The following is a 19340-nucleotide window of genomic DNA, read 5'->3' as shown; positions in this document are numbered from 1 at the left end:
CTTAAGCCAGATTTACCACAGAAGAGTTAAACCCCTCTGCTGTCGTTGTGTGTTGAAACCAGGCGAGCTGTTGATGTAATTGCACCACTTCACCCACCACCAGCAGCGCGGGCATCGGGGCGTCTTTCGCCAGGTTTTCGAGTTGTTGTAATGTGCCGGTCTTCACTTGCTGATCGGCGCGAGTCCCGCGAGAGATCACCGCTACCGGGGTGTTGGCGTCGCGACCATGGGCGATCAACTGAGCGCTAATTTCCGCCGCCTTCAGGCTGCCCATATAAATCGCCAGAGTCTGACCGCTTTGCGCTAACCGCGCCCAGTCGAGCGGAGAGTTTTCCGCGTTGAAGTGTCCGGTGACGAAGGTCACGCTCTGCGCATAATCCCGATGAGTCAGCGGGATACCGGCATAGGCCGTTGCGCCCGCCGCCGCCGTCACGCCTGGGACGACCTGAAACGGAATGCCAGCTTCGGCAGCGGCCTGCAGCTCTTCGCCGCCGCGGCCAAAAATAAACGGGTCGCCGCCCTTCAGGCGAATCACCGTTTTGCCCTCTTTTGCCGCGTCCACCAGCATGCGGTTAATTTCCGGCTGGAGCACAGAACTGCCAGCAGCGCTTTTGCCAACGCAGATTAGCTCAGCATCGCGTCGCACCAGCTCACGCACCTCTGGGGTAACCAGGTTGTCGTAAAACACCACATCAGCCTGCTGAATCGCCTGCAAACCACGCAGGGTCAACAGTCCGGCATCGCCCGGCCCTGCCCCAACAAGAATAATTTCTCCAGGACGCTTTTCCGGCTGTTTAAGTTCTTCTTCCAGCGCCTTTTCCGCTTCGGCTTTGTTGCCTGCCAGCATCAGGCTGGCAAAACGGCCGGTAAACACGCGTTCCCAAAAACGGCGGCGTTCGGCGGTGGTTTTGAGATGAGTTTTGATATGGTGACGCCAGTAGCTCGCCGCTTCGGCCATACGCCCCAGGTTAGTCGGCAGCAGCGCCTCAATTTTTTCGCGCAAAATACGCGACAGCACCGGCGCTTTCCCGCTGGAAGAGATAGCCACCATCAGCGGAGAGCGGTCGACAATTGATGGAAACACAAATGAGCACAGCGCCTGATTATCCACCACGTTGACCAGCCGATAGCGCGCGTTCGCCGCAGCAAAAACGCGCTGGTTGAGTTCATCATCTTCGGTTGCGGCAATCACCAGGAAAACATCATCAAGCTGCTGTTCTACAAATGCGGTTGCTCGCCACTGAATTTCCTGGTGCTCAACCTTCTCAGCAAGTTCCGGTATCAGCGCGTCGGCGACGATCTGCACCTTCGCTGCGGCACGCAGCAGGAAAGTAATCTTGCGTGCGGCAATCTCGCCACCGCCGATAACCAGTACGGGTCTGTCTTTCAATTCGGCAAATATCGGCAAGTAGTCCACAGCGCAACAACTCTCTTACAATCAGTCATAGAGCGACTATAGGGTGCGGGTTCGAGCAAATGAAATTACGAAATGGAATGAGTTGTTACTCAAAGGAATAACGCCCTGGAAAAGCAAATATCAAAAAGTGCTTAACACGCGGTTTTTCCGGGATTTAAGAGCGATTGAAATTGTTTAACCTCGGTCACAGTTTCATACTACGCGGGTAAAATTGTTTTGATCGCGTAAGGACCCCCTATGTTTTCCGCATTGTGCCGTCGCCTGCTCCCCCTGGCGTTGGGCGCAGGTTTTGTCTTCTCCGCCGCCCCGGCATTGAGCGCCCTGGGCGACACCGCCAATGCGCAGGCTCGTCACATCGCCACCCTTTTTCCCGGAAGAATGACCGGCTCACCCGCCGAGATGCTGTCGGCCGATTATCTGCGCCAACAATTCAGAGAAATGGGCTACAAGAGCGATATTCGCAGCTTTAATACCCGTTATATTTACACCAACAACGATCAGCGCAAAAACTGGCAAAACGTTACCGGCAGCACGGTTATTGCCGCGCATGAAGGTAAAGATCGCCAGCAGATTATTATCATGGCGCACCTTGATACCTACGCACCGCAGACCGATGCCGACGTCGAAAATAACCTTGGCGGCCTGACGTTGCAGGGTATCGATGATAACGCGCTGGGGCTGGGCATCATGCTGGAACTTGCCGAGCAGCTAAAGAACATCCCTACCCGTTACGGAATCCGCTTCGTTGCGACCAGCGGCGAAGAAGAAGGTCGTCTCGGAGCGCAGAATATGCTCAAACGCATGAGCGAAGCGGAGAAGAAAAACACTCTGCTGGTGATTAATCTCGATAACCTGGTCGTCGGCGACAAACTCTATTTTAATAGCGGTCGCAGCACGCCGGCCTCAGTACGTAAACTAACCCGAGACCGGGCATTGACCATCGCCCGTAGCAAAGGGATTACCGCATCCAGCAATCCCGGTAAGAACCCGGACTATCCGCAGGGAACCAGCTGCTGTAATGATGCCAGCGTGTTTGATGAGGCGGGGATCCCGGTGCTATCCGTGGAAGCCACCAACTGGTCTCTCGGACGCAAAGATGGCTACCAGCAGCGTGCGAAATCCCGTTCGTTCCCCGACGGCACCAGTTGGCACAACGTGCAACTGGATAACCAGCAGCATATTGATAAAGCCCTGCCGGGCCGGATTGCGCAGCGCAGTCGCGATGTGATGAAGATTATGCTGCCGCTGGTTAAAGAGCTGGCGAAGGCGGAGAAGAAACTTCAATCAAAATAGGCTGTTATTAAAGCCAGGCCACAAGGATTGTCGCCATGATGCACGCTCGTTTTTTCATGTTGTTGTTTCTTTTACTGGTTGTCAGCGGACATTCTGTTGCCGACAGCCAGGTCTATATCTGGCAGCGGGTCTGGAACGCCGGGCATGAAACGGCGTTGCGCCAAAGCCACGATCTTTTTTCCACTTTGCGCGTACTGGGGCTGCAAATCCATCCCCAGGAAGGTTCGCGCATTGCCCGGGTCGACACACCATTATTACAGCAGGATGGCCGCCCGGTGTGGCTGGTGGTTCGCCTCGACGGTAGCCTGACGCAGCTGGATGCGGCGGCGATTATTCCGCAAATAAAAACCATCATCGACCGCTGGCGCAGCGCTGGCGTGAACCTCACCGCGATAGAGATAGATTACGATGCCCCCACCTCGCGCCTCGTCGAATACCAGCGTCTACTTGCTGCATTACGCCAGGCGCTGCCTTCAGAGATGGCGCTCAGCCTGACCGCGCTGCCGACCTGGCTCTCTTCGCCACAACTTCCTGCGCTACTGGCAACGGTCGACAGTTCCGTGCTGCAACTGCACAGCGTGCTGTCGCCGCAGCAGGGGTTGTTTGACCCGGTGCAAGCGCTGCGCTGGAGCGGGCAATATGCACTGATCTCCCCACATCCGTACTACCTGGCGCTCCCGGCCTATGGTTCCGCGCTGGTTTCCACGCCCGGACAGCCCGCTCGGGTAGAAAGCGAGTCGCCGCTGGGCATCGCGGGCGAGAAACAAGAACTTAGCGTATCGCCGCCGCAAATCGACGCCTTTACCCGCGAACTCGAACAACATCCGCCGAAAAACTTTGCGGGCATCGCCTGGTTCCGCCTGCCGCTGGAGAGCGACAGCCGCGCCTGGTCGCTTTCCACCCTGGAAGCGGTTATCCACCACCGGCCATTAAGCACCCGCTGGCAGTGGCTGGCGGTTCCTGACAAAACGAGCGCCAGCGCAGACTCCACGCTCTACGAACTGGCGATTAAAAATGCGGGCGACATTGATGCACCGCTCCCGGCAAGCATTACGTTGCAGACTGAAGATTGTCTCACCGCGGACGGTATGGGCAGCTACCGCTTTGACGAGCAGACATTTTACCTGACCTCTCCGGCACTGCTGCGCGCCGGGCAGACACGGGCCATCGGCTGGGCAAGATGCCCATCGCCACCGCAAGGAGAGTTTCATGTTAACCCGTAAATTACCTCTGGCCGTGCTCCTGACCACCGCGCTGGCCGCCATCAATAGCCATGCCTGCGGGCCGTACTTCCCCAACTATTTACTGCAAAACCGTAACGCCAACCTGCTTTATCTCCCGGAGGGGAGCTTTGATTTAGAGAGTAGCCGCCTGGTGCCTGCCGATCCGCGTCTGCCGCAATGGCTTGATACGTCTGGCGATAAAACCCAGCCTCCCTCCGCACAGGACGTCCTGCTCAAAGAGATCCGCGCCAGTGGCTCAGTAGAGGCGGCAGAAAAGATGGCGGTCAGCCTGCCGACAGCAGCACGTCTGTATGTGCTCGGGGCGGTAGCCTTTGCTACTTACGACAATCGGGCGCGCGACTACTTTCGCCAGGTGATAGCGCTTCCTGTAGATCAGCAGGGTGAATGGGGGCTAAAAGCTCGCTACTCGCTGGCCCGGGATTTAATGGGTGACTATCCTGCGCCTCGCTCTGAGAGCGGATATCCGCTTTCCAGCAAAGATAATTCTCACGGCAATGAGCAGGAGCTCCGCGAAGCTTTTGAACTCTATCAGCAAATCATCGACGCTGTGCGCAATGGACAAGAAGACCCGGAGTTGCTCTCGCTGGCAAGCCTCGGTCAGCAGGGGAGGATTAAAATGTGGCTTAATGAGCCACTTGTTGCAGCGCACCTCTATGCTCAGCAAGCGGCTCAGGGCTCACCCACAGGCAGCCTCTCCTTACGCTATACCGCCGACATTCTGAGCCATCCGGAAAACGAGAACTTCCTGCAACCGGGCATTGACGATCCGGTTATTCAGCAACTGCTTATTGTGAGTTTTTTCACGCGCTCTTCCAATTCCTTGTTCGAGCCAGAACCCAGACCCAATAACGAGAAAGAGATCAAAAATTACCATAATGAGGTGATAGCGAAGCTGGCGCAGAAAATAAATTACGACATGCCCGGCAGCGATCGTCTGATCGCCCTTGCCTACCGCAATGGTCAGTACCCTCTGGTGACCCTGCTGCTGAAAAATGCTAAAGAAAATGGGCTAACCGCATGGGTGCAAGCCAAAATGGCGCTGCGAGAGGGAGATGTAAAAGCCGCGACCGCATGGTATGCAAAAGCCGCCGCGTCGTTTCCAGTAAACGAAGTATGGGGCCCTCAGCCTGATAATAGTGAGATTGTTGGCGATGAGTTTGTTATCCCACTCTGCCGCATCAATGCTGAGCAGGCGGTACTGGCGCTAAACCGCAACGATTATCTGGACGCGATGCGCTTAATGTACAAAGCCAAAGACAGCTACTGGCCGGATCTGGCGCAGATCGCTGAGCAGGTGCTGACAGTAAAAGAGCTTACCGCGTTTGTGGATAAATATGTTCCTGCGCCGAATCCGCCTTTATCCGCTCGATCGGAAAACACGGGTTACGATAATCGCTACACCGCCGATGTCAAACTGCGCGCCCTGCTCGCCCGCCGTCTGATGCGTGAAGGTCAGTATCAAAAAGCACTGACTTATTTTGCCATTTCTGAGGATCGGGAAAGGGCGCTTTCATTTATCAATACCCTGCCAAAAAAAGGGCAAAAAACGGCTACAGCGCAGGACTGGTGGCAAGCCGCGCTGATTCTGCGCCATCAGGGGATGGAATTGACGGGCTATGAGATGGCCCCGGATTTTGCGCTCTATGAGGGTTGGTATTCATGGCCCTATTACGACTGGGGCCCGGAAGAAAATCCGGCGACCAAATCATGGATTAGCGCCGGTGAGCGGTATCGCGTTCAGCTCTCGCAACCCAAGCAGGATAACCGTTTTATGCACTATCGCTGGCAGGCGGTGAAGCTTGCAGAGAAAGCCGCCGATTTATTGCCGCGCAAATCACAGGCCTATGCCGCCGTACTGTGCAATGCGACAGGATGGATATGGGCTCGGGATCCCCAATCAGCACGACGTCTGTACAAGCGCTACGTGAAAAACGGTGCACCGTTTCCGTGGGCAGAAAACTTTGGTCAGAATTGCCCGCAGCCGGAGTTTACCGCACTCAACAATAACGGAAAAATTTAGAAAGGCACCGAATAACTCATTAACCATTTACGTAAAAAAATCCCGGCAGCGCCGGGATTCATATTAATCTTTCAACCTTCGTGCAGCCCGCACTCTCTTTTCAACCCAAAGAACCGCGTTTCTTCTTCCGCCATTCCCGGTTCCCATTTGCGGGTAGTGTGGGTATCGCCCACCGACAAATAACCCTGATCCCACAGCGGGTGATATTTCAGCCCGTGCTTTTGCAGATACTGATAGACGGTGCGGTTATCCCAGTCGATGATCGGCAGAATCTTAAATACGCCGCGTTGGATGGCCAGCACCGGTAAATGCGCGCGGCTACCGGACTGCTCGCGGCGCAGGCCCGCAAACCAGGTTTGCGCGTTCAACTCTTCCAGCGCCCGGTTCATTGGCTCAACCTTGTTGATGTCATTGTATTTCTCAATGCCTTCAACGCCCTGCTCCCACAGCTTGCCGTAGCGCGCTTCCTGCCAGGCGGCGCTCTCTTTTGCGCGGTAGACCTGAAGGTTGAGTTTGAGTTTGTCCGTTAACTCGTCGATAAACTGGTAGGTTTCCGGGAACAGGTAGCCGGTGTCGGTCAGAATGACCGGAATATCCGGGCGAACCTGATTGACCAGATGCAGGCTTACCGCCGCCTGAATACCAAAACTCGAAGAGAGCACGTATTCGCCCGGCAGGTTTTCCAGCGCCCACGCGACACGCTCTTCTGCGCTCAGCTTTTCTAACTGGCTGTTGGTTTCCGCCAGCGCCATCACGCGTTCTACCTTCGGCAGGTCGTTCAGAGCGTTTAGATCCAGTACGGACATAAGAACCTCGCTTGCCTGTTTTGCCGGGCGGCACTACGTTTGCCCGGCCTACAAAATTCATACACCCGTAAGCGTTGCGCCGCCGGGCGATGCTGAGTTATTCCCAGAAATCCCGGGCTGGGTCGAGCACCGGGCGAATGATGCCCGCACGCACCGTAAAGTCGCCGAAGCCTTCACCCGCTTCACGCTCTTTCGCCCAGCGCCCTACCAGTTCGTCAAGGGAGTCGAGAATTTCCGACTCGGTAATATTTTCCCGATACATGCGCGGAATACGCGTCCCGCTGCGGTTACCCCCGAGGTGCAGGTTGTAGCGGCCCGGCGCTTTACCCACCAGACCCACCTCCGCCAGCATCGCGCGGCCGCAGCCGTTCGGGCAGCCGGTCACGCGGGTGACGATATGCTCATCAGCGACGCCATGCTTGCTCATCACTCCCTCGACTTTATCGGTAAACGATGGCAGGAAGCGTTCAGCTTCGGCCATCGCCAGCGGACAGGTCGGAAACGACACGCAGGCCATGGAGTTTTCACGCTGCGGCGTGACGGCATTCATCAGCCCGTGATCGCGGGCCAGCTTCTCGATCTTCGCCTTCTGATCGTCAGGAACACCGGCAATGATCAGGTTCTGGTTAGCCGTAATGCGGAATTCACCTTTATGGATCTTCGCAATCTTCAACAGGCCGGTTTTCAACGGACGCCCCGGGTAATCAAGGATACGACCGTTTTCAATAAACAGCGTCAGGTGCCAGTTATTGTCGATACCTTTTACCCAACCGATGCGATCGCCACGGCCGGTAAACTCGTAAGGGCGAATCGGCTCAAACTTGATCCCCGCCCGGCGCTCTACTTCCGCCTTGAAGGTCTCAACGCCAACGCGCTCAAGAGTATATTTGGTTTTGGCATTTTTACGGTCGGTACGGTTACCCCAATCGCGCTGGGTGGTCACCACCGCTTCCGCCACCGCCAGAGTGTGCTCAATCGGCAGATAGCCGAATTCGCTCGCCGTGCGGGCGTAGGTTTTCTTGTTGCCGTGCTCGATGGATAAACCGCCGCCAACCAGCAGATTAAAGCCCACCAGCTTGCCGTTTTCGGCAATCGCTACGAAGTTCATATCGTTAGCGTGCAGATCGATATCGTTCTGCGGCGGGATCACCACGGTCGTTTTGAACTTACGCGGCAGATAGGTCTGACCGAGGATCGGCTCTTCATCGGTGGTGGCGACCTTCTTCTGATCCAACCAGATCTCTGCATAAGCGCGAGTGCGCGGCAACAGGTGCTCAGAGATCTTCTTCGCCCATTCATAGGCTTCAGCATGAAGCTGAGACTCGTTCGGGTTAGAGGTACACAGCACGTTACGGTTCATATCGTTGGCGGTCGCCAGCGCATCCAGCCCGACCGAATGCAGCATCTGGTGCACCGGCTTGACGTTCTTCTTCAGAATGCCGTGAAACTGGAAGGTCTGACGGTTGGTCAGACGGATGCTACCGTAAATGGTGTTATCGGCGGCGAATTTGTCAATCGCCTGCCACTGTTTGGTGGTAATCACCCCGCCCGGCAGGCGGCAGCGCAGCAGCATCGCATGGCGCGGCTCCAGCTTCTGTGCCGCACGCTCGGCGCGAATATCGCGATCATCCTGCTGATACATGCCGTGAAAGCGGATCAGCAGGAAGTTATCGCCTTTAAAACCGCCGGTCAGACCGTCGTTCAGATCTTCCGCAATGGTGCCGCGCAGGTAGTTACTTTCAGTCTTCATGCGCTCGGCATCGACCAGTTTACCTTCGACCACCAGCGGGCCTGGATGTTTTTCGCTCATTAGTAGACATCTCGCTGATAACGGCGCTCAACGCGCAGCTCACTTAAAAATTCGTCCGCCGCTTCGGCGTCCATCGCGCCAAATTCGGCAATCACTTCCAGCAACGTCTGCTCAACGTCTTTTGCCATACGATTGGCATCGCCGCAGACATAAATATGGGCACCGTCGTTAATCCAGTGCCACAGCTCTGCGCCCTGTTCGCGCAGTTTGTCTTGTACGTATACTTTTTCTTTTTGGTCGCGAGACCAGGCCAGGTCGATGCGGCTCAGTACGCCCTCTTTGACGTAGCTTTGCCACTCCACTTGGTAGAGGAAATCTTCGGTAAAGTGCGGGTTGCCGAAGAACAGCCAGTTCTTACCTTCAGCTCCTTCTGCCGCGCGCTGCTGCATAAAGGCGCGGAACGGCGCGATGCCGGTACCCGGGCCAATCATGATAACTGGCGTCTCTGGGTTAGCAGGCAGACGGAAGTTATCGTTATGCTCGATAAAGACGCGAACTTCGCCATCTTCTTCGACGCGGTCGGCAAGGAAGCTGGAAGCGCCGCCAGTGCGAGCCCGGCCTTCGATGTCATAGCGGACAACGCCGACGGTGACATGCACTTCGTTTTCGGTTTCCGCCTGTGACGAAGCGATAGAGTACAGGCGCGGCGTCAGCGGGCGCAGCAGGTCAATCACTACCTGAGCATCCAGTTGCGCCGGAGAGAAACGCACCATGTCGACGATCGGCGTGGTCGCGGCGTAATGCTGGAGCTGTGCCTTATCGCCCACCATCGGCAGCAGAGATTCGCTGCGGGTTAAGGTGGCGTAGTTCTCAACGATATTGCCGGTGTTAACCGTCAGCTCGAAGTGCCACTCCAGCGCTTCAGCAAGCGGCAGGGTTTTACCGTCAACCGTCACCGGTTCCGTGCCCTGCAGCCACAGCAGCCCCACCAGTTCTTTGACCAGAGCTGGGTCGTTCTGATACCAGACGCCCAGCGCATCGCCCGGCTGATAGCGCAGGCCGGAGTCGCCGAGGTCGATTTCAATATGGCGCACATCTTTTTCTGAATCACGACCGGTGATTTTTTGATTCACCGCAAGCGTCGCGGTCAGCGGCGCTTCTTTGGTATACGGGCTGGTGTGAATCTCATTCACCGCCCCGCTGGTCACCAGTTGGGACGGGGCTGCTGCTGGTGCACGCGCTTTCAGGACGTCAACCACGCGGGCGCGCCATTCAGCGGCGGCCCCCTGGTATTCCACATCCGAGTCAACCCGGTCGAGCAGGCGTTCACCGCCCAGTTCGGCCAGTTTGTTATCAAAATCTTTGCCGGACTGGCAGAAGAATTCATAGGAGGTATCGCCAAGGCCAAATACGGCAAACGCGGTATCGGTCAGCTTCGGCGCTTTCTTCGAAAACAGGAACTTATGCAGCGCGACGGCTTCTTCCGGCGGCTCACCTTCGCCTTGCGTTGACGTCACGACAACCAGCAGTTTCTCGGAGGCAATTTGTTTGAATTTATAGTCGCCTGCGTTAACCAGCTTCACGTTCAGTTGCGCGGCCTGCAAATCGTCACGCAGCGCTTCAGCGACGCGGCGGGCGTTGCCGGTTTGCGATGCCGAAATAAGGGTAATGGAAGGGACTTCTGCTGCCTGGGTTGGAGCGACAACCGCCGCGCCGGGCTGCTGATTCAGCACGCCCCAGAAATAGCCGGAAACCCAGGCCAGCTGGGTTGGCGTGAAGTCAGTCGTGGCCGCCTGAAGGCGCGCCATTTGCTCCGGGTTAAGCGGTAGCAAATTAGAAGGTGGGGCCTGTGTCGTCATGCGTCGTTATGTTCCAGTAAGCAAAGCTGTTAGTCGCAGCCTGTCAGCGCGATAAAACAAAAGAGAATGTGTTCACTCTAAATAATTCGAGTTGCAGGCAGGCGGCGACGCAGCGAATCCCCGGGAGCTTACATAAGTAAGTGACTGGGGTGAGCGAGTAAAGCCAACGCACATGCGGCTCGAAGTATGACGAGTGATAAGGGTAACGGTGCAGATAGTAACAATTAAAGAAGGGATGGAAATAACAAATAACCAAATGGACTAACCTGTTTTAGTTATAGTTATTAACAACAAAATCGATTAAATAACCCTATGATATATAATAATTTAATCCCAATAAACCAGATGAATGTGTCCATTTTCTGTTCAGGGCCGTTTTAGTTAATGCGAAAAAAGGTGCTTTCCGGTACCCTACGGCGGTTTTTTTGCCATATTGAGAATAAAAGATGTCCACCACGCTGTTTAAAGATTTCACCTTCGAAGCCGCTCACCACCTGCCGCATGTACCGCAAGGGCATAAGTGCGGTCGCCTGCACGGTCACTCTTTTATGGTGCGCCTGGAGATTACCGGTGAAGTCGATCCCCATACCGGGTGGATCATGGATTTTGCCGAGCTGAAGGCCGCGTTTAAGCCGACTTACGACAGGCTGGATCACTACTATCTGAACGATATTCCGGGACTAGAAAATCCTACCAGCGAAGTGCTGGCAAAATGGATCTGGGATCAGATGAAACCGCTGATTCCGCTACTGAGCGCGGTGATGATTAAAGAGACCTGCACGGCGGGCTGCGTCTATCGCGGCGAGTGATTAAAGCGTTTGTGTCGGCGGTCAATATTCCTTAAATAACGTCATGTTAGCTTATGCGCTCTGGATATCTGGGGCGCAATATGGCTGACGATTTTGATATTATTATCATTGGTGCAGGGATAGCTGGCACCGCTTGTGCTTTACGCTGTGCGCGGGCAGGACTTTCCGTTCTGTTGCTTGAACGCGGCGAACTTCCCGGCAGTAAAAATCTTTCCGGCGGGCGGCTGTATTGCCATGCGCTTGCCGAACTCCTTCCTCATTTTCAGCAATCCGCTCCGCTTGAACGCCGCATCACCCAGGAAAGTCTGGCCCTGATGACCGCAAACGGCGCAACGACATATTCCAGCCTGCAACCCAACGGCGACTCCTGGAGTCTCCTGCGCGCCCGCTTCGATCCGTGGTTTGTCGGCCAGGCCGAAGATGAAGGCGTCCAGTGTATTACCGGGGCGACGGTCGAGGCGCTGTATCGCGAAAATGGTCGGGTCTGCGGCGTCATTTGCGATAATGAAACCCTGCACGCCCGCTACGTCGTACTGGCTGAAGGGGCTAACAGTGAGCTGGCGGAGCGGCATGATTTAGTGCCTCGCCCTTCCCCATCGTCAATGGCGTTAGGGATTAAAGCGGTGCTGGCGCTGGAGCAAAAAACGCTGGAAGATCGCTTTCGCCTGGAAGGTAACGAGGGGGCGGCGATGCTCTTCACCGGCGGCGTCTGCGGGGATTTGCCCGGCGGCGCGTTTCTTTATACCAATCAGGATACGCTCTCATTCGGCATTGTTTGCCCGCTCTCCTCGCTGGGAAAAGGCGCGGCTCCGGCCTCTGAACTGCTGGAGAATCTCAAATCACATCCGGCCCTGCGCCCTTTGCTACGTGGGAGTGAAACGCTGGAGTATGGTGCGCATCTGGTGCCCGAAGGCGGTCTGCATAGCATGCCCGTGCAGTACGGCGGAGACGGCTGGCTACTGGTTGGCGATGCGCTGCGCACCTGTATCAATACCGGCTTTACCGTGCGCGGGATGGATATGGCGCTCATCGGTGCTCAGGCGGCGGCGCAAACGTTGGTTCGGGCCTGTCAGCAAAGCACGCCGCAAAATCTGTTTGCACAATATCACCAGGACGTTGAACGCAGCCTGCTGTGGGAGATTCTTCAGCGCTATCAGCATGTGCCCGCACTGCTGCAACGCCCCGGCTGGTATCGCCAGTGGCCTGCGTTAATGGAAGACATTTCCCGCGAACTTTGGCTGCAGGGCGCGAGCCCGGTTCCGCCGCTGCGCCAGATAGTCTGGCGTCAGCTTCGCCGTCACGGCCTGCGCCATCTGGCAGGCGATCTTGTCAGGAGTTTACGATGTCTGTAGCCCGCAACGTCTGGCGTCCCGCCGACAGCCCGCATATTGTTCCATCCGCTTCACCGACTCCGGAAATCGCCGAGTTGCTGATTCAATCCTGCCCCGCCGGGCTTTTCTCACGCACGGCGGAAGGTGAGCTGCGGGTCGACTATCGCGGCTGTCTGGAATGCGGCACCTGCCGGTTGTTATGCGATGAGGCAACGCTGAAAGAATGGCGCTATCCTGACTCTGGTTTTGGTATTACATTCCGTTTTGGGTAATAAAGCTGAAAGGCTAATACATTGTTATGTAATAAAAAACGCCAGCAGAACGGTTCCCTCTCCCCTTCGGGGAGAGGGAGAAAACCGTACCAGCAGCTTGAAGTATGACGAATAAAATACAAAGGACACACCATGCCCCTGCTACACCTGCTCCGACAAAATCCGGTTATTGCGGCCGTCAAAGATAACGCCAGCCTGCAATTAGCCATCGATTCCGAATGCCAGTTTATCTCCGTGCTGTACGGCAATATCTGCACCATCAGCAACATCGTCAAGAAGATCAAAAACGCCGGTAAATATGCGTTTATTCATGTCGACCTGCTGGAGGGCGCGTCTAATAAAGAGGTGGTGATTCAGTTTTTGAAGTTGGTTACCGAGGCGGACGGCATCATCAGCACTAAAGCGCCGATGCTCAAAGCGGCCAGAGCGGAAGGCTTCTTCTGCATTCATCGTCTGTTTATCGTCGACTCTATTTCCTTTCACAATATTGATAAGCAGGTGGCGCAGTCTAATCCGGATTGTATTGAAATCCTGCCGGGCTGTATGCCGAAAGTCCTGGGATGGGTAACGGAGAAAATTCGCCAGCCGCTGATCGCCGGGGGATTGGTTTGCGATGAGGAAGATGCGCGTAATGCGATGAAAGCGGGCGTCGCAGCTCTTTCCACCACCAACACCAACGTCTGGAAATTAGCAAAGCAGCTTAATTAATTTATCGGCTTTGTTCCCGGGTCGCGGCGTAAACGCCTTACCCGGGCTACCGGACCACAACCTGTAGCCCGGCTAAGCGTAGCGCGAGCCGGGTAAAATCCACTGATGGCAGAAGGTTGGCACTATGCTTCTACGCAGGCGACCAGTTCCTCAAACACCGGTAGCCAATCGTCAACAATACCAACATCCACCTGAGTGAATACCGGCGCGCTGGCATCATGATTGATCGCCACAATAAACCGGCTATCCCGAACGCCTGCCATCAGCGCCGCTGCGCCCGATGCGCCCGCCACAATGCAGACATCCGCCGCCAGCAGATGACCGGAGATGCCAATCAGGCGATCGGCATCATAGCCGCCGTTCATCACCCGCGCACGGCTGTATCCCGCTTCCGCCCCCAGACGTTGCGCGATAGCCGCTATTTTTTCGGCATCAACGTCCTCACCGCCCTGCCCGACAACCAGCACCTGCTTCGCCTCCAGCAAGGGATGATCTCCCGAGCGCTCCACGCTTTCAACACTGATTAACCAGTCGGGTAAAACCGTCGGCGCAATATGGCGTGTCGTCATATCGGCGGGAAAATCACCAGTCACGCTACCGCCGGTTTGCCGCGCCAGAGACAGGCACTGCGGTCGGGCGCTAAACCCCAGGGTAGCCGTCAATGCATTGCTCCAATGAGATTTAGTCACTCTGCCCTCTTGCGCATTGACTGACAGCACCTGACATACGCTGCCGCCTTGTAAACGCCAGGCCAGCCTTGTTGCCAGCTCATCGCCCAAAATCCCGGCCGGAAATATCAACATATCGACCGGCGTCTGCCGCCACTGGATGACCAGCGCATCAAGAAGCTGCTCAGCAACTTCCGGTTCGGCATCAATAATCCAGCGCTCCACCTCCGCCTGACCAGGCTCATTTGTCGCCAGCCAGTGTCCCATCGCGGCGCGATCACCGGTTGTCATCACCATCGCTATCTTCATGGCTGCATCCTCTGGCGTAGATAACTCTCCCACAACATCCTGGCTTTCTCCTGCGCCGTCGCCCCCTCGACAATAACCGCGCTGCGTCGCTGTTCCGGTCGCGTCAGACGCAAGTACTGAACGGCGGGCATCACCTCAGCGGTGACCGCCTGACGCACGATATCCGCCTTTGCCGCCGCCAGACGTTGGCGCATACCGGGCACCGCAAGCGCTACCTCACCGCACTGCCTGACGGCAATCACCACCGGTAGCCGCACCTTGCAACGGCGGATACCGTGGGTTGTTCGCTGCTCGATGACGACAAAAGGCGGCTCAAGCGTAAAGCGTTCAACCTGGGTGAAACAGGGCCAGTTCAGCATTTCTGCCAGCAGAAACGGCGTCTGGCCATTCTGTCCTTCGCTGCTCTGACAGCCGGTGACAATCAGCTCAGCGCCGTGGCTGCGCTGCCAGTCGGCAATTTGTCCGGCGATAAACGATGGCGCAAAGCGTAAATCCGCAGCCACCTCCAGCAGCACCCGCTGATCAAATCCCAGCGCGGCGAAGTAGCGCAGCCAGTGCAGCGCGCGCTCATCGCCGATGCTTAAAGCGGTCAGGTTCATCTCGCAACCTGCATTGCGCTGGGCCAACAGCAGCGCAGCAGCGGCCTGTTCATCGGCGCCGATAGTGCAACGCAATAGCGAGACGTCAGGGCCGCAGGTATCCCGCCCGGCGGCCTGCCAGTCTTTCTCCGCCAACATGCTGGCATCAGGTTCCGGCTTAAACGCCAATAGAATGTTCATTTTTACCTCCTTGTCTTTGGTCGCCGCTTCCGGCAGCCACCAGCGGCAGCGCTTTGGTTTCCGGCGCCCACAGCCAGGTCACCACGAAGCCAACCAGCAATACCCCGGCCAATAGCAGCAGCGTCACCGTCATCCCCCATTGCGCCAGGGTCCAGGGCAGCAGGCCGGTGCTGATTGCGGCGCCGAGTCGGCTCATAGCGGTGGCGAATCCAACGCCCAGCGAGCGAATATCCGTCGGAAAACTTTCTGCGGGTAAAATCCCTACCAGGTTACTCACCGCCGAAATCGTGGTGCTGAATAAAACAAAAAGCAGCAACGTCCAGTGGCTACCTTGAGGTAAGCAGGCCATCACGATTAATGTCGCCGCAAGCAGCAGAAAGCTGCCGAGCAGGAAATGGCGATGGGCCAGCAGATGGGTCAATACCAGGCCCAGCAGCGCACCAACGATCAGCAGCGCATTCAGCATCAGGCTGGCGGTCAATGCATCTTCAAGGCCGATGGTTTCGGCGATCGTCGGGAGCCAGGTGTAGATAACGAACCATGGGATCACCAGACAGACAAAAAAGATGCTGTTAAAAGCCGTGCGCCGCCAGTAGCGGGATGAGAACAGGGTTAGGATATGCTTATTCGTCTCTTTCGTTACCTCATCGCCCAGTTGTACATGCATACCAAAACAGCGCTGCACCACGGCATGGGCTTCAGCGAATCGACCCTGACGCATCAACCAGCGTGGGGATTCCGGCGTTCCCCAGCGCAACAGTGTGATGAGCAGTGCTGGCAGGGCTGACGATGCCAGCAGCCAACGCCAGGCGTCGGGGTTTTCGCTAATAAAATGATGCCCGGCAAGACTTGCCAGCACATAACCGACGGTCCATACCACGCTAAACGAACCGAGCAGAATCCCCCGGTGTTTGCGCGGCGAGAACTCGGCCAGCAACGTGTGGCCCACGGAGTAATCTCCGCCGAGGCCGATCCCTATCAGGACTCGTAAACCAATCAGCTGTTCGGGCGTGGTGGCAAAAAATTGCAGAAATGAAGCGACGGTAATCAGCACAAAGCTGAAGTTGAAAATTTTCTGGCGGCCAATATGATCTGAGACCCATCCCAGAATCAGGCTGCCGATAAAAAGCCCAAGCAGCGCCGCCCCGCCAATCATCCCGGCCATAAAAGGCGTCAGATGCATAGCAGGGGTCAGTTGAATAATGGCGTAACCGATAACGCCGAGGACATAGCCGTCAACCAGATGTGCGCCAAAAGTCAGCGCGGCAATGCGGCAGTGAAAACCGTTAAGCGGTAAATCGTCCATTCGCACCGGTGAAGTGTTCATTTCTATCCCTTCATGGTCCGATAAAAACGGCTTCCCGGTTGAGAAGCCGCTTATACGCGTCATCCTTCACGCTGCCTCTTCGTTGGCTACGTTCATAAGCCCCAGTCACGTACTTTTGTACGCTCCTGGAGACTTATTCACTTGCCGCCTTGATGCAACGCGAATGATTTTGCGTATATTTTGCGTATAACTAACTACTTCTCAATCGGATAAATTGTTCCGGTATTCATGATACCGTTTGGATCAAACTGCTTCTTCAGCCCTTCCAGCAGCGGCCAGGCGCTACCGTGTTCCAGCTTGCTCCAGTGAACGCGATGTTTACCAATCCCGTGGTGATGTACCATCGAACCGCCGAGACGAATCGTCTCTTCGCAGATAATCTTGTTCAGCGGGTTGTGGTACTTATCGATTTCCTCTTCCGGCTTGCAGTCCACTATGTTGTAGTCGTAGACGAAGTACATGTTGGTGCCGTTCATGTAGCTATGTGAAGAGTGGCCGCCCAGCATGGTGATATCGTCCGCGTGAGGAAATTCGGTGCGGATACGGTTGATCACGCTTTCATAGATTTCATGGATGCAGCTCCAGCAGCCGGAAACCTCGGTAGTGAAGCCCATATTGCCGGTTTTGAGGATCTGCACACGTTCGGCAGCCACTTTTTCCGGGCCCCAGTTCAGGTGATTAAACCAGGCTTCGATCAGCTTGCTGTCCACGCGCTGGCACTGTGGATAGCGCGCAACCACTTCCGCAATCCCTTCACCGGTCGCTTTGGCCATCAGCGGGTTGCCTTCCGCCATAAAGATCAGAACGCATTTGCCGTCGGCAAAATGGGTAAAGTGTTGGGTGCCATCTTCTGCATCGTAAAGGCGAGCAATTGACGGGCGATACCCTTCCACCATCACTTCGCGCAGGATATTAAACCCAACCTTCATATCGTCCAGGATATAGCCGTAGAACAGGTTATTTTCCGGGGTAAACTTGAAGATTTTCACTGTAACTTCAGTGATGTAGCACAGCGCACCTTCGTTGCCGATAATGATGTGGCGAATGTCCGGGCCGGCAGCACGACGCGGGACGTTTTTGATGCGGGTAACGGTGCCGTCAGGTAGTACGGCTTCCAGCCCGACCACCATATCTTCAATCGCCCCGTACAGCGTGGAAAACTGACCGATGCTGCGGGTTGCCACCAGGCCGCCCATCTGTGCCAGCGGTTTAGACTGCGGTGAGTGTCCTGTGGTGTAGCCTTTAGCCCGCAGCGCGTTTTCCAGAATTTCGAGCGGTACCCCACACTGCGCGGTCGCCTGCATATTCTCAATATCAATATTGAGGATTTGGTTCATTCCAGCGCCGTCCAGCACTACGGAATTTTCCACCACGGTTTCCAGGCCGCCTTCAGTCGCGGATGCACCGGTACGCGGTACGCCATTGATTTTATGCTGGTTCATAAAGGCCAGCACGTTGGAAACCTGTTCGGTCGAGCCTAACTTAACCACTGCGGCAGGCAGCGGCAGCGTAAAGACGCCATGGATGTCCGCATATTTACGAAAACGGTCAATACTATTTCGCTTTAAAACGGTTTCATCAGTAATAACGCGATCGGAGCCAACAATTTCTTTTAATTGGTCAACAATCGCTTCACGGGATAGAGACATAGTAATTCCTTCCTGATAATTAATTCGGAATATACACGTCATCCTTCAAACTGCCTCTTTGTTGGCTGCGCTCATAAACCCCAGTCACATAGTCATCTATGCTCCTGGGGATTTAATTCCCTTGCCGCCTCGATGCATCTTGAATGATTTTGTGTAATATAATAAATGGAAACAGAAACCACCGGTTACAAATTAACGCACCAGATAACCACCATCGACGACCAACAGATGACCGTTAACATAATTTGATGCCTGGCTGGCTAAAAATACGGCTGCCCCCATTAAGTCCTGAGTATCACCCCAGCGATTTGCCGGGATATGATCGAGCACCCGTTGATTAGTTTCAGGATTGCTACGGGTAGCCAGAGTAATATCGGTAGCGTAATAACCCGGAGCGATACCATTAACCTGAATATTATGCTGCCCTAATTCATCACAATATGCTTTTGTGAAACCGGCAAGCGCATGTTTGGTTGCGGAATAAGCCGGAGACCACTGTCCGCCAAGGTAAGAGAATAAAGAACAAATATTGATTATTTTTCCGCTGTTTTGCGGAATCATAATTTTTGCCGCTTCATAACTCAGCTCAAATGGCGCCGTCAGGTTAACGTCAATCATCGGATCCCAATCCGCACGACCGAAGTCAAGAACCTTGTTCAGCTTACAAATCCCGGCGTTGTTGACCAGGATATCTACCGTGCCAAAGCGCTCGCAACAGGCGGCGATGATCTGCTGTGGGGCACCTTTAGCGGTGATATCCACTTGCATGAATTCAACCTCAACACCCTGTTTTTCAATCATTTCTTTTGTTTCACCGTTATCCTTCACAAAGCTTGGGATAAACAGATTCGCTCCGGCTTTCGCCAGCGCCATGGCAAAGGCCTGACCCAGCCCGCTATTGCCGCCGGTAACAATCGCCGTTTTACCTTTCAGTGAGAAGAAATCCATTGAGAATGCATTAAGAGATTCGATCGACATAGTTAAGCTCCAAATTCCTTTAGGCAAAAAAAAAGAAAGGCAACTTCCCCCGCAAGAGGGAAGTCACCTTTCTCATTATCTCTGGTAACTGGGGTAAATTTTTAACACAACGCTTAAGCAT

The 19340-nt window shown here is 55.2% G+C and carries 16 protein-coding genes; 7 read left to right on the top strand and 9 right to left on the bottom strand.

The genetic code is table 11. The annotated features are described in order from the left end of the window. Position 1 precedes the first annotated feature (1 nt). Positions 2 to 1408 carry a siroheme synthase CysG gene (gene cysG / locus HV213_RS06615; protein ID WP_181486347.1) on the bottom strand — a complete coding sequence of 469 codons (1407 nt, stop codon included), beginning with the start codon at positions 1406 to 1408 and terminating at the stop codon, positions 2 to 4. Between the two features lie 246 nt (positions 1409 to 1654). On the opposite strand from cysG, the gene HV213_RS06610 reads away from it, so the two are divergent. Genes HV213_RS06610 through HV213_RS06600 form a run of 3 tightly spaced genes read left to right on the top strand, consistent with a single transcriptional unit; the run spans position 1655 to position 5974 of the window. Further along, on the top strand, positions 1655 to 2710 hold the full coding sequence (locus HV213_RS06610; protein ID WP_181485115.1) for an aminopeptidase: 1056 nt from the start codon (positions 1655 to 1657) through the stop codon (positions 2708 to 2710). Between the two features lie 35 nt (positions 2711 to 2745). Further along, a complete protein-coding gene (locus HV213_RS06605; RefSeq protein WP_181485114.1) occupies positions 2746 to 3933 on the top strand; it encodes a DUF3142 domain-containing protein in 1188 nt (395 codons plus the stop codon). Beyond that, a complete protein-coding gene (locus HV213_RS06600) occupies positions 3920 to 5974 on the top strand; it encodes a hypothetical protein (protein WP_181485113.1) in 2055 nt (684 codons plus the stop codon). The genes HV213_RS06605 and HV213_RS06600 overlap by 14 nt, the downstream gene beginning before the upstream one ends. A 71-nt stretch (positions 5975 to 6045) precedes the next feature. Here the strand turns inward: HV213_RS06600 and cysH are convergent, their stop codons facing one another. The 3 genes from cysH to cysJ all read right to left on the bottom strand — a co-directional run bounded on the left by cysH (position 6046) and on the right by cysJ (position 10389). Continuing rightward, a complete protein-coding gene (cysH, locus tag HV213_RS06595) occupies positions 6046 to 6780 on the bottom strand; it encodes a phosphoadenosine phosphosulfate reductase (RefSeq protein ID WP_181485112.1) in 735 nt (244 codons plus the stop codon). Positions 6781 to 6877: 97 nt separating this feature from the next. Beyond that, positions 6878 to 8590, bottom strand: coding sequence for an assimilatory sulfite reductase (NADPH) hemoprotein subunit (cysI, locus tag HV213_RS06590; protein ID WP_110275854.1), 1713 nt, complete (start codon positions 8588 to 8590; stop codon positions 6878 to 6880). Next, entirely contained in the window at positions 8590 to 10389 is a 1800-nt protein-coding gene (gene cysJ / locus HV213_RS06585) for an NADPH-dependent assimilatory sulfite reductase flavoprotein subunit (RefSeq protein WP_181485111.1), read from the bottom strand. The genes cysI and cysJ overlap by 1 nt, the downstream gene beginning before the upstream one ends. Before the next feature lie 446 nt (positions 10390 to 10835). On the opposite strand from cysJ, the gene queD reads away from it, so the two are divergent. The 4 genes from queD to HV213_RS06565 all read left to right on the top strand — a co-directional run bounded on the left by queD (position 10836) and on the right by HV213_RS06565 (position 13509). Next, positions 10836 to 11198, top strand: a complete 363-nt coding sequence (gene queD / locus HV213_RS06580) for a 6-carboxytetrahydropterin synthase QueD (protein WP_181485110.1) — start codon at positions 10836 to 10838, stop codon at positions 11196 to 11198. A gap of 80 nt (positions 11199 to 11278) precedes the next feature. After that, on the top strand, positions 11279 to 12550 hold the full coding sequence (locus HV213_RS06575) for an FAD-dependent oxidoreductase (RefSeq protein WP_181485109.1): 1272 nt from the start codon (positions 11279 to 11281) through the stop codon (positions 12548 to 12550). Continuing rightward, a complete protein-coding gene (locus HV213_RS06570) occupies positions 12541 to 12801 on the top strand; it encodes a ferredoxin family protein (protein ID WP_181485108.1) in 261 nt (86 codons plus the stop codon). The genes HV213_RS06575 and HV213_RS06570 overlap by 10 nt, the downstream gene beginning before the upstream one ends. A 132-nt stretch (positions 12802 to 12933) precedes the next feature. Further along, entirely contained in the window at positions 12934 to 13509 is a 576-nt protein-coding gene (locus tag HV213_RS06565; protein WP_181485107.1) for a glycerol-3-phosphate responsive antiterminator, read from the top strand. A gap of 122 nt (positions 13510 to 13631) precedes the next feature. On the opposite strand, the gene HV213_RS06560 is transcribed toward HV213_RS06565, so the two are convergent. From HV213_RS06560 to HV213_RS06540, 5 genes are all read right to left on the bottom strand, one after another. Beyond that, positions 13632 to 14486 (bottom strand): electron transfer flavoprotein subunit alpha/FixB family protein, encoded by an 855-nt coding sequence (locus HV213_RS06560; RefSeq protein ID WP_181485106.1) that lies wholly within the window; start codon positions 14484 to 14486, stop codon positions 13632 to 13634. Beyond that, complete coding sequence (locus tag HV213_RS06555; RefSeq protein WP_181485105.1) at positions 14483 to 15265, bottom strand: adenine nucleotide alpha hydrolase family protein; 783 nt, start codon at positions 15263 to 15265, stop codon at positions 14483 to 14485. Before HV213_RS06555 ends, HV213_RS06560 begins: the two co-directional genes overlap by 4 nt. Further along, entirely contained in the window at positions 15243 to 16655 is a 1413-nt protein-coding gene (locus tag HV213_RS06550; RefSeq protein ID WP_181485104.1) for an MFS transporter, read from the bottom strand. The genes HV213_RS06555 and HV213_RS06550 overlap by 23 nt, the downstream gene beginning before the upstream one ends. A 131-nt stretch (positions 16656 to 16786) precedes the next feature. Next, entirely contained in the window at positions 16787 to 18241 is a 1455-nt protein-coding gene (locus tag HV213_RS06545; RefSeq protein WP_181485103.1) for an FAD-binding oxidoreductase, read from the bottom strand. 192 nt (positions 18242 to 18433) lie between these two features. Then, the gene (locus HV213_RS06540; RefSeq protein WP_181485102.1) at positions 18434 to 19219 is read right to left on the bottom strand and encodes an SDR family oxidoreductase; all 786 of its coding nucleotides are present in this window, start codon (positions 19217 to 19219) and stop codon (positions 18434 to 18436) included. Between the last annotated feature and the right edge of the window lie 121 nt (positions 19220 to 19340).

The sequence above is a fragment of the Klebsiella sp. RHBSTW-00484 genome, from assembly GCF_013705725.1.
GTDB lineage: Bacteria > Pseudomonadota > Gammaproteobacteria > Enterobacterales > Enterobacteriaceae > Klebsiella.
Note: the sequence above shows the minus strand (reverse complement) of the source record. Positions and strands in the feature narration are given on the sequence as shown.

What these genes read in the sequence shown, in the direction of transcription:
- HV213_RS06610 (WP_181485115.1), top strand. Translation starts at nt 1,655, where the DNA reads ATGTTTTCCGCATTGTGCCGTCGCCTGCTCCCCCTGGCGTTGGGCGCA.
- HV213_RS06605 (WP_181485114.1), top strand. Translation starts at nt 2,746, where the DNA reads ATGATGCACGCTCGTTTTTTCATGTTGTTGTTTCTTTTACTGGTTGTC.
- HV213_RS06600 (WP_181485113.1), top strand. Translation starts at nt 3,920, where the DNA reads ATGTTAACCCGTAAATTACCTCTGGCCGTGCTCCTGACCACCGCGCTG.
- cysH (WP_181485112.1), bottom strand. Translation starts at nt 6,780, where the DNA reads ATGTCCGTACTGGATCTAAACGCTCTGAACGACCTGCCGAAGGTAGAA.
- cysI (WP_110275854.1), bottom strand. Translation starts at nt 8,590, where the DNA reads ATGAGCGAAAAACATCCAGGCCCGCTGGTGGTCGAAGGTAAACTGGTC.
- cysJ (WP_181485111.1), bottom strand. Translation starts at nt 10,389, where the DNA reads ATGACGACACAGGCCCCACCTTCTAATTTGCTACCGCTTAACCCGGAG.
- queD (WP_181485110.1), top strand. Translation starts at nt 10,836, where the DNA reads ATGTCCACCACGCTGTTTAAAGATTTCACCTTCGAAGCCGCTCACCAC.
- HV213_RS06575 (WP_181485109.1), top strand. Translation starts at nt 11,279, where the DNA reads ATGGCTGACGATTTTGATATTATTATCATTGGTGCAGGGATAGCTGGC.
- HV213_RS06570 (WP_181485108.1), top strand. Translation starts at nt 12,541, where the DNA reads ATGTCTGTAGCCCGCAACGTCTGGCGTCCCGCCGACAGCCCGCATATT.
- HV213_RS06565 (WP_181485107.1), top strand. Translation starts at nt 12,934, where the DNA reads ATGCCCCTGCTACACCTGCTCCGACAAAATCCGGTTATTGCGGCCGTC.
- HV213_RS06560 (WP_181485106.1), bottom strand. Translation starts at nt 14,486, where the DNA reads ATGAAGATAGCGATGGTGATGACAACCGGTGATCGCGCCGCGATGGGA.
- HV213_RS06555 (WP_181485105.1), bottom strand. Translation starts at nt 15,265, where the DNA reads ATGAACATTCTATTGGCGTTTAAGCCGGAACCTGATGCCAGCATGTTG.
- HV213_RS06550 (WP_181485104.1), bottom strand. Translation starts at nt 16,655, where the DNA reads ATGACGCGTATAAGCGGCTTCTCAACCGGGAAGCCGTTTTTATCGGAC.
- HV213_RS06545 (WP_181485103.1), bottom strand. Translation starts at nt 18,241, where the DNA reads ATGTCTCTATCCCGTGAAGCGATTGTTGACCAATTAAAAGAAATTGTT.
- HV213_RS06540 (WP_181485102.1), bottom strand. Translation starts at nt 19,219, where the DNA reads ATGTCGATCGAATCTCTTAATGCATTCTCAATGGATTTCTTCTCACTG.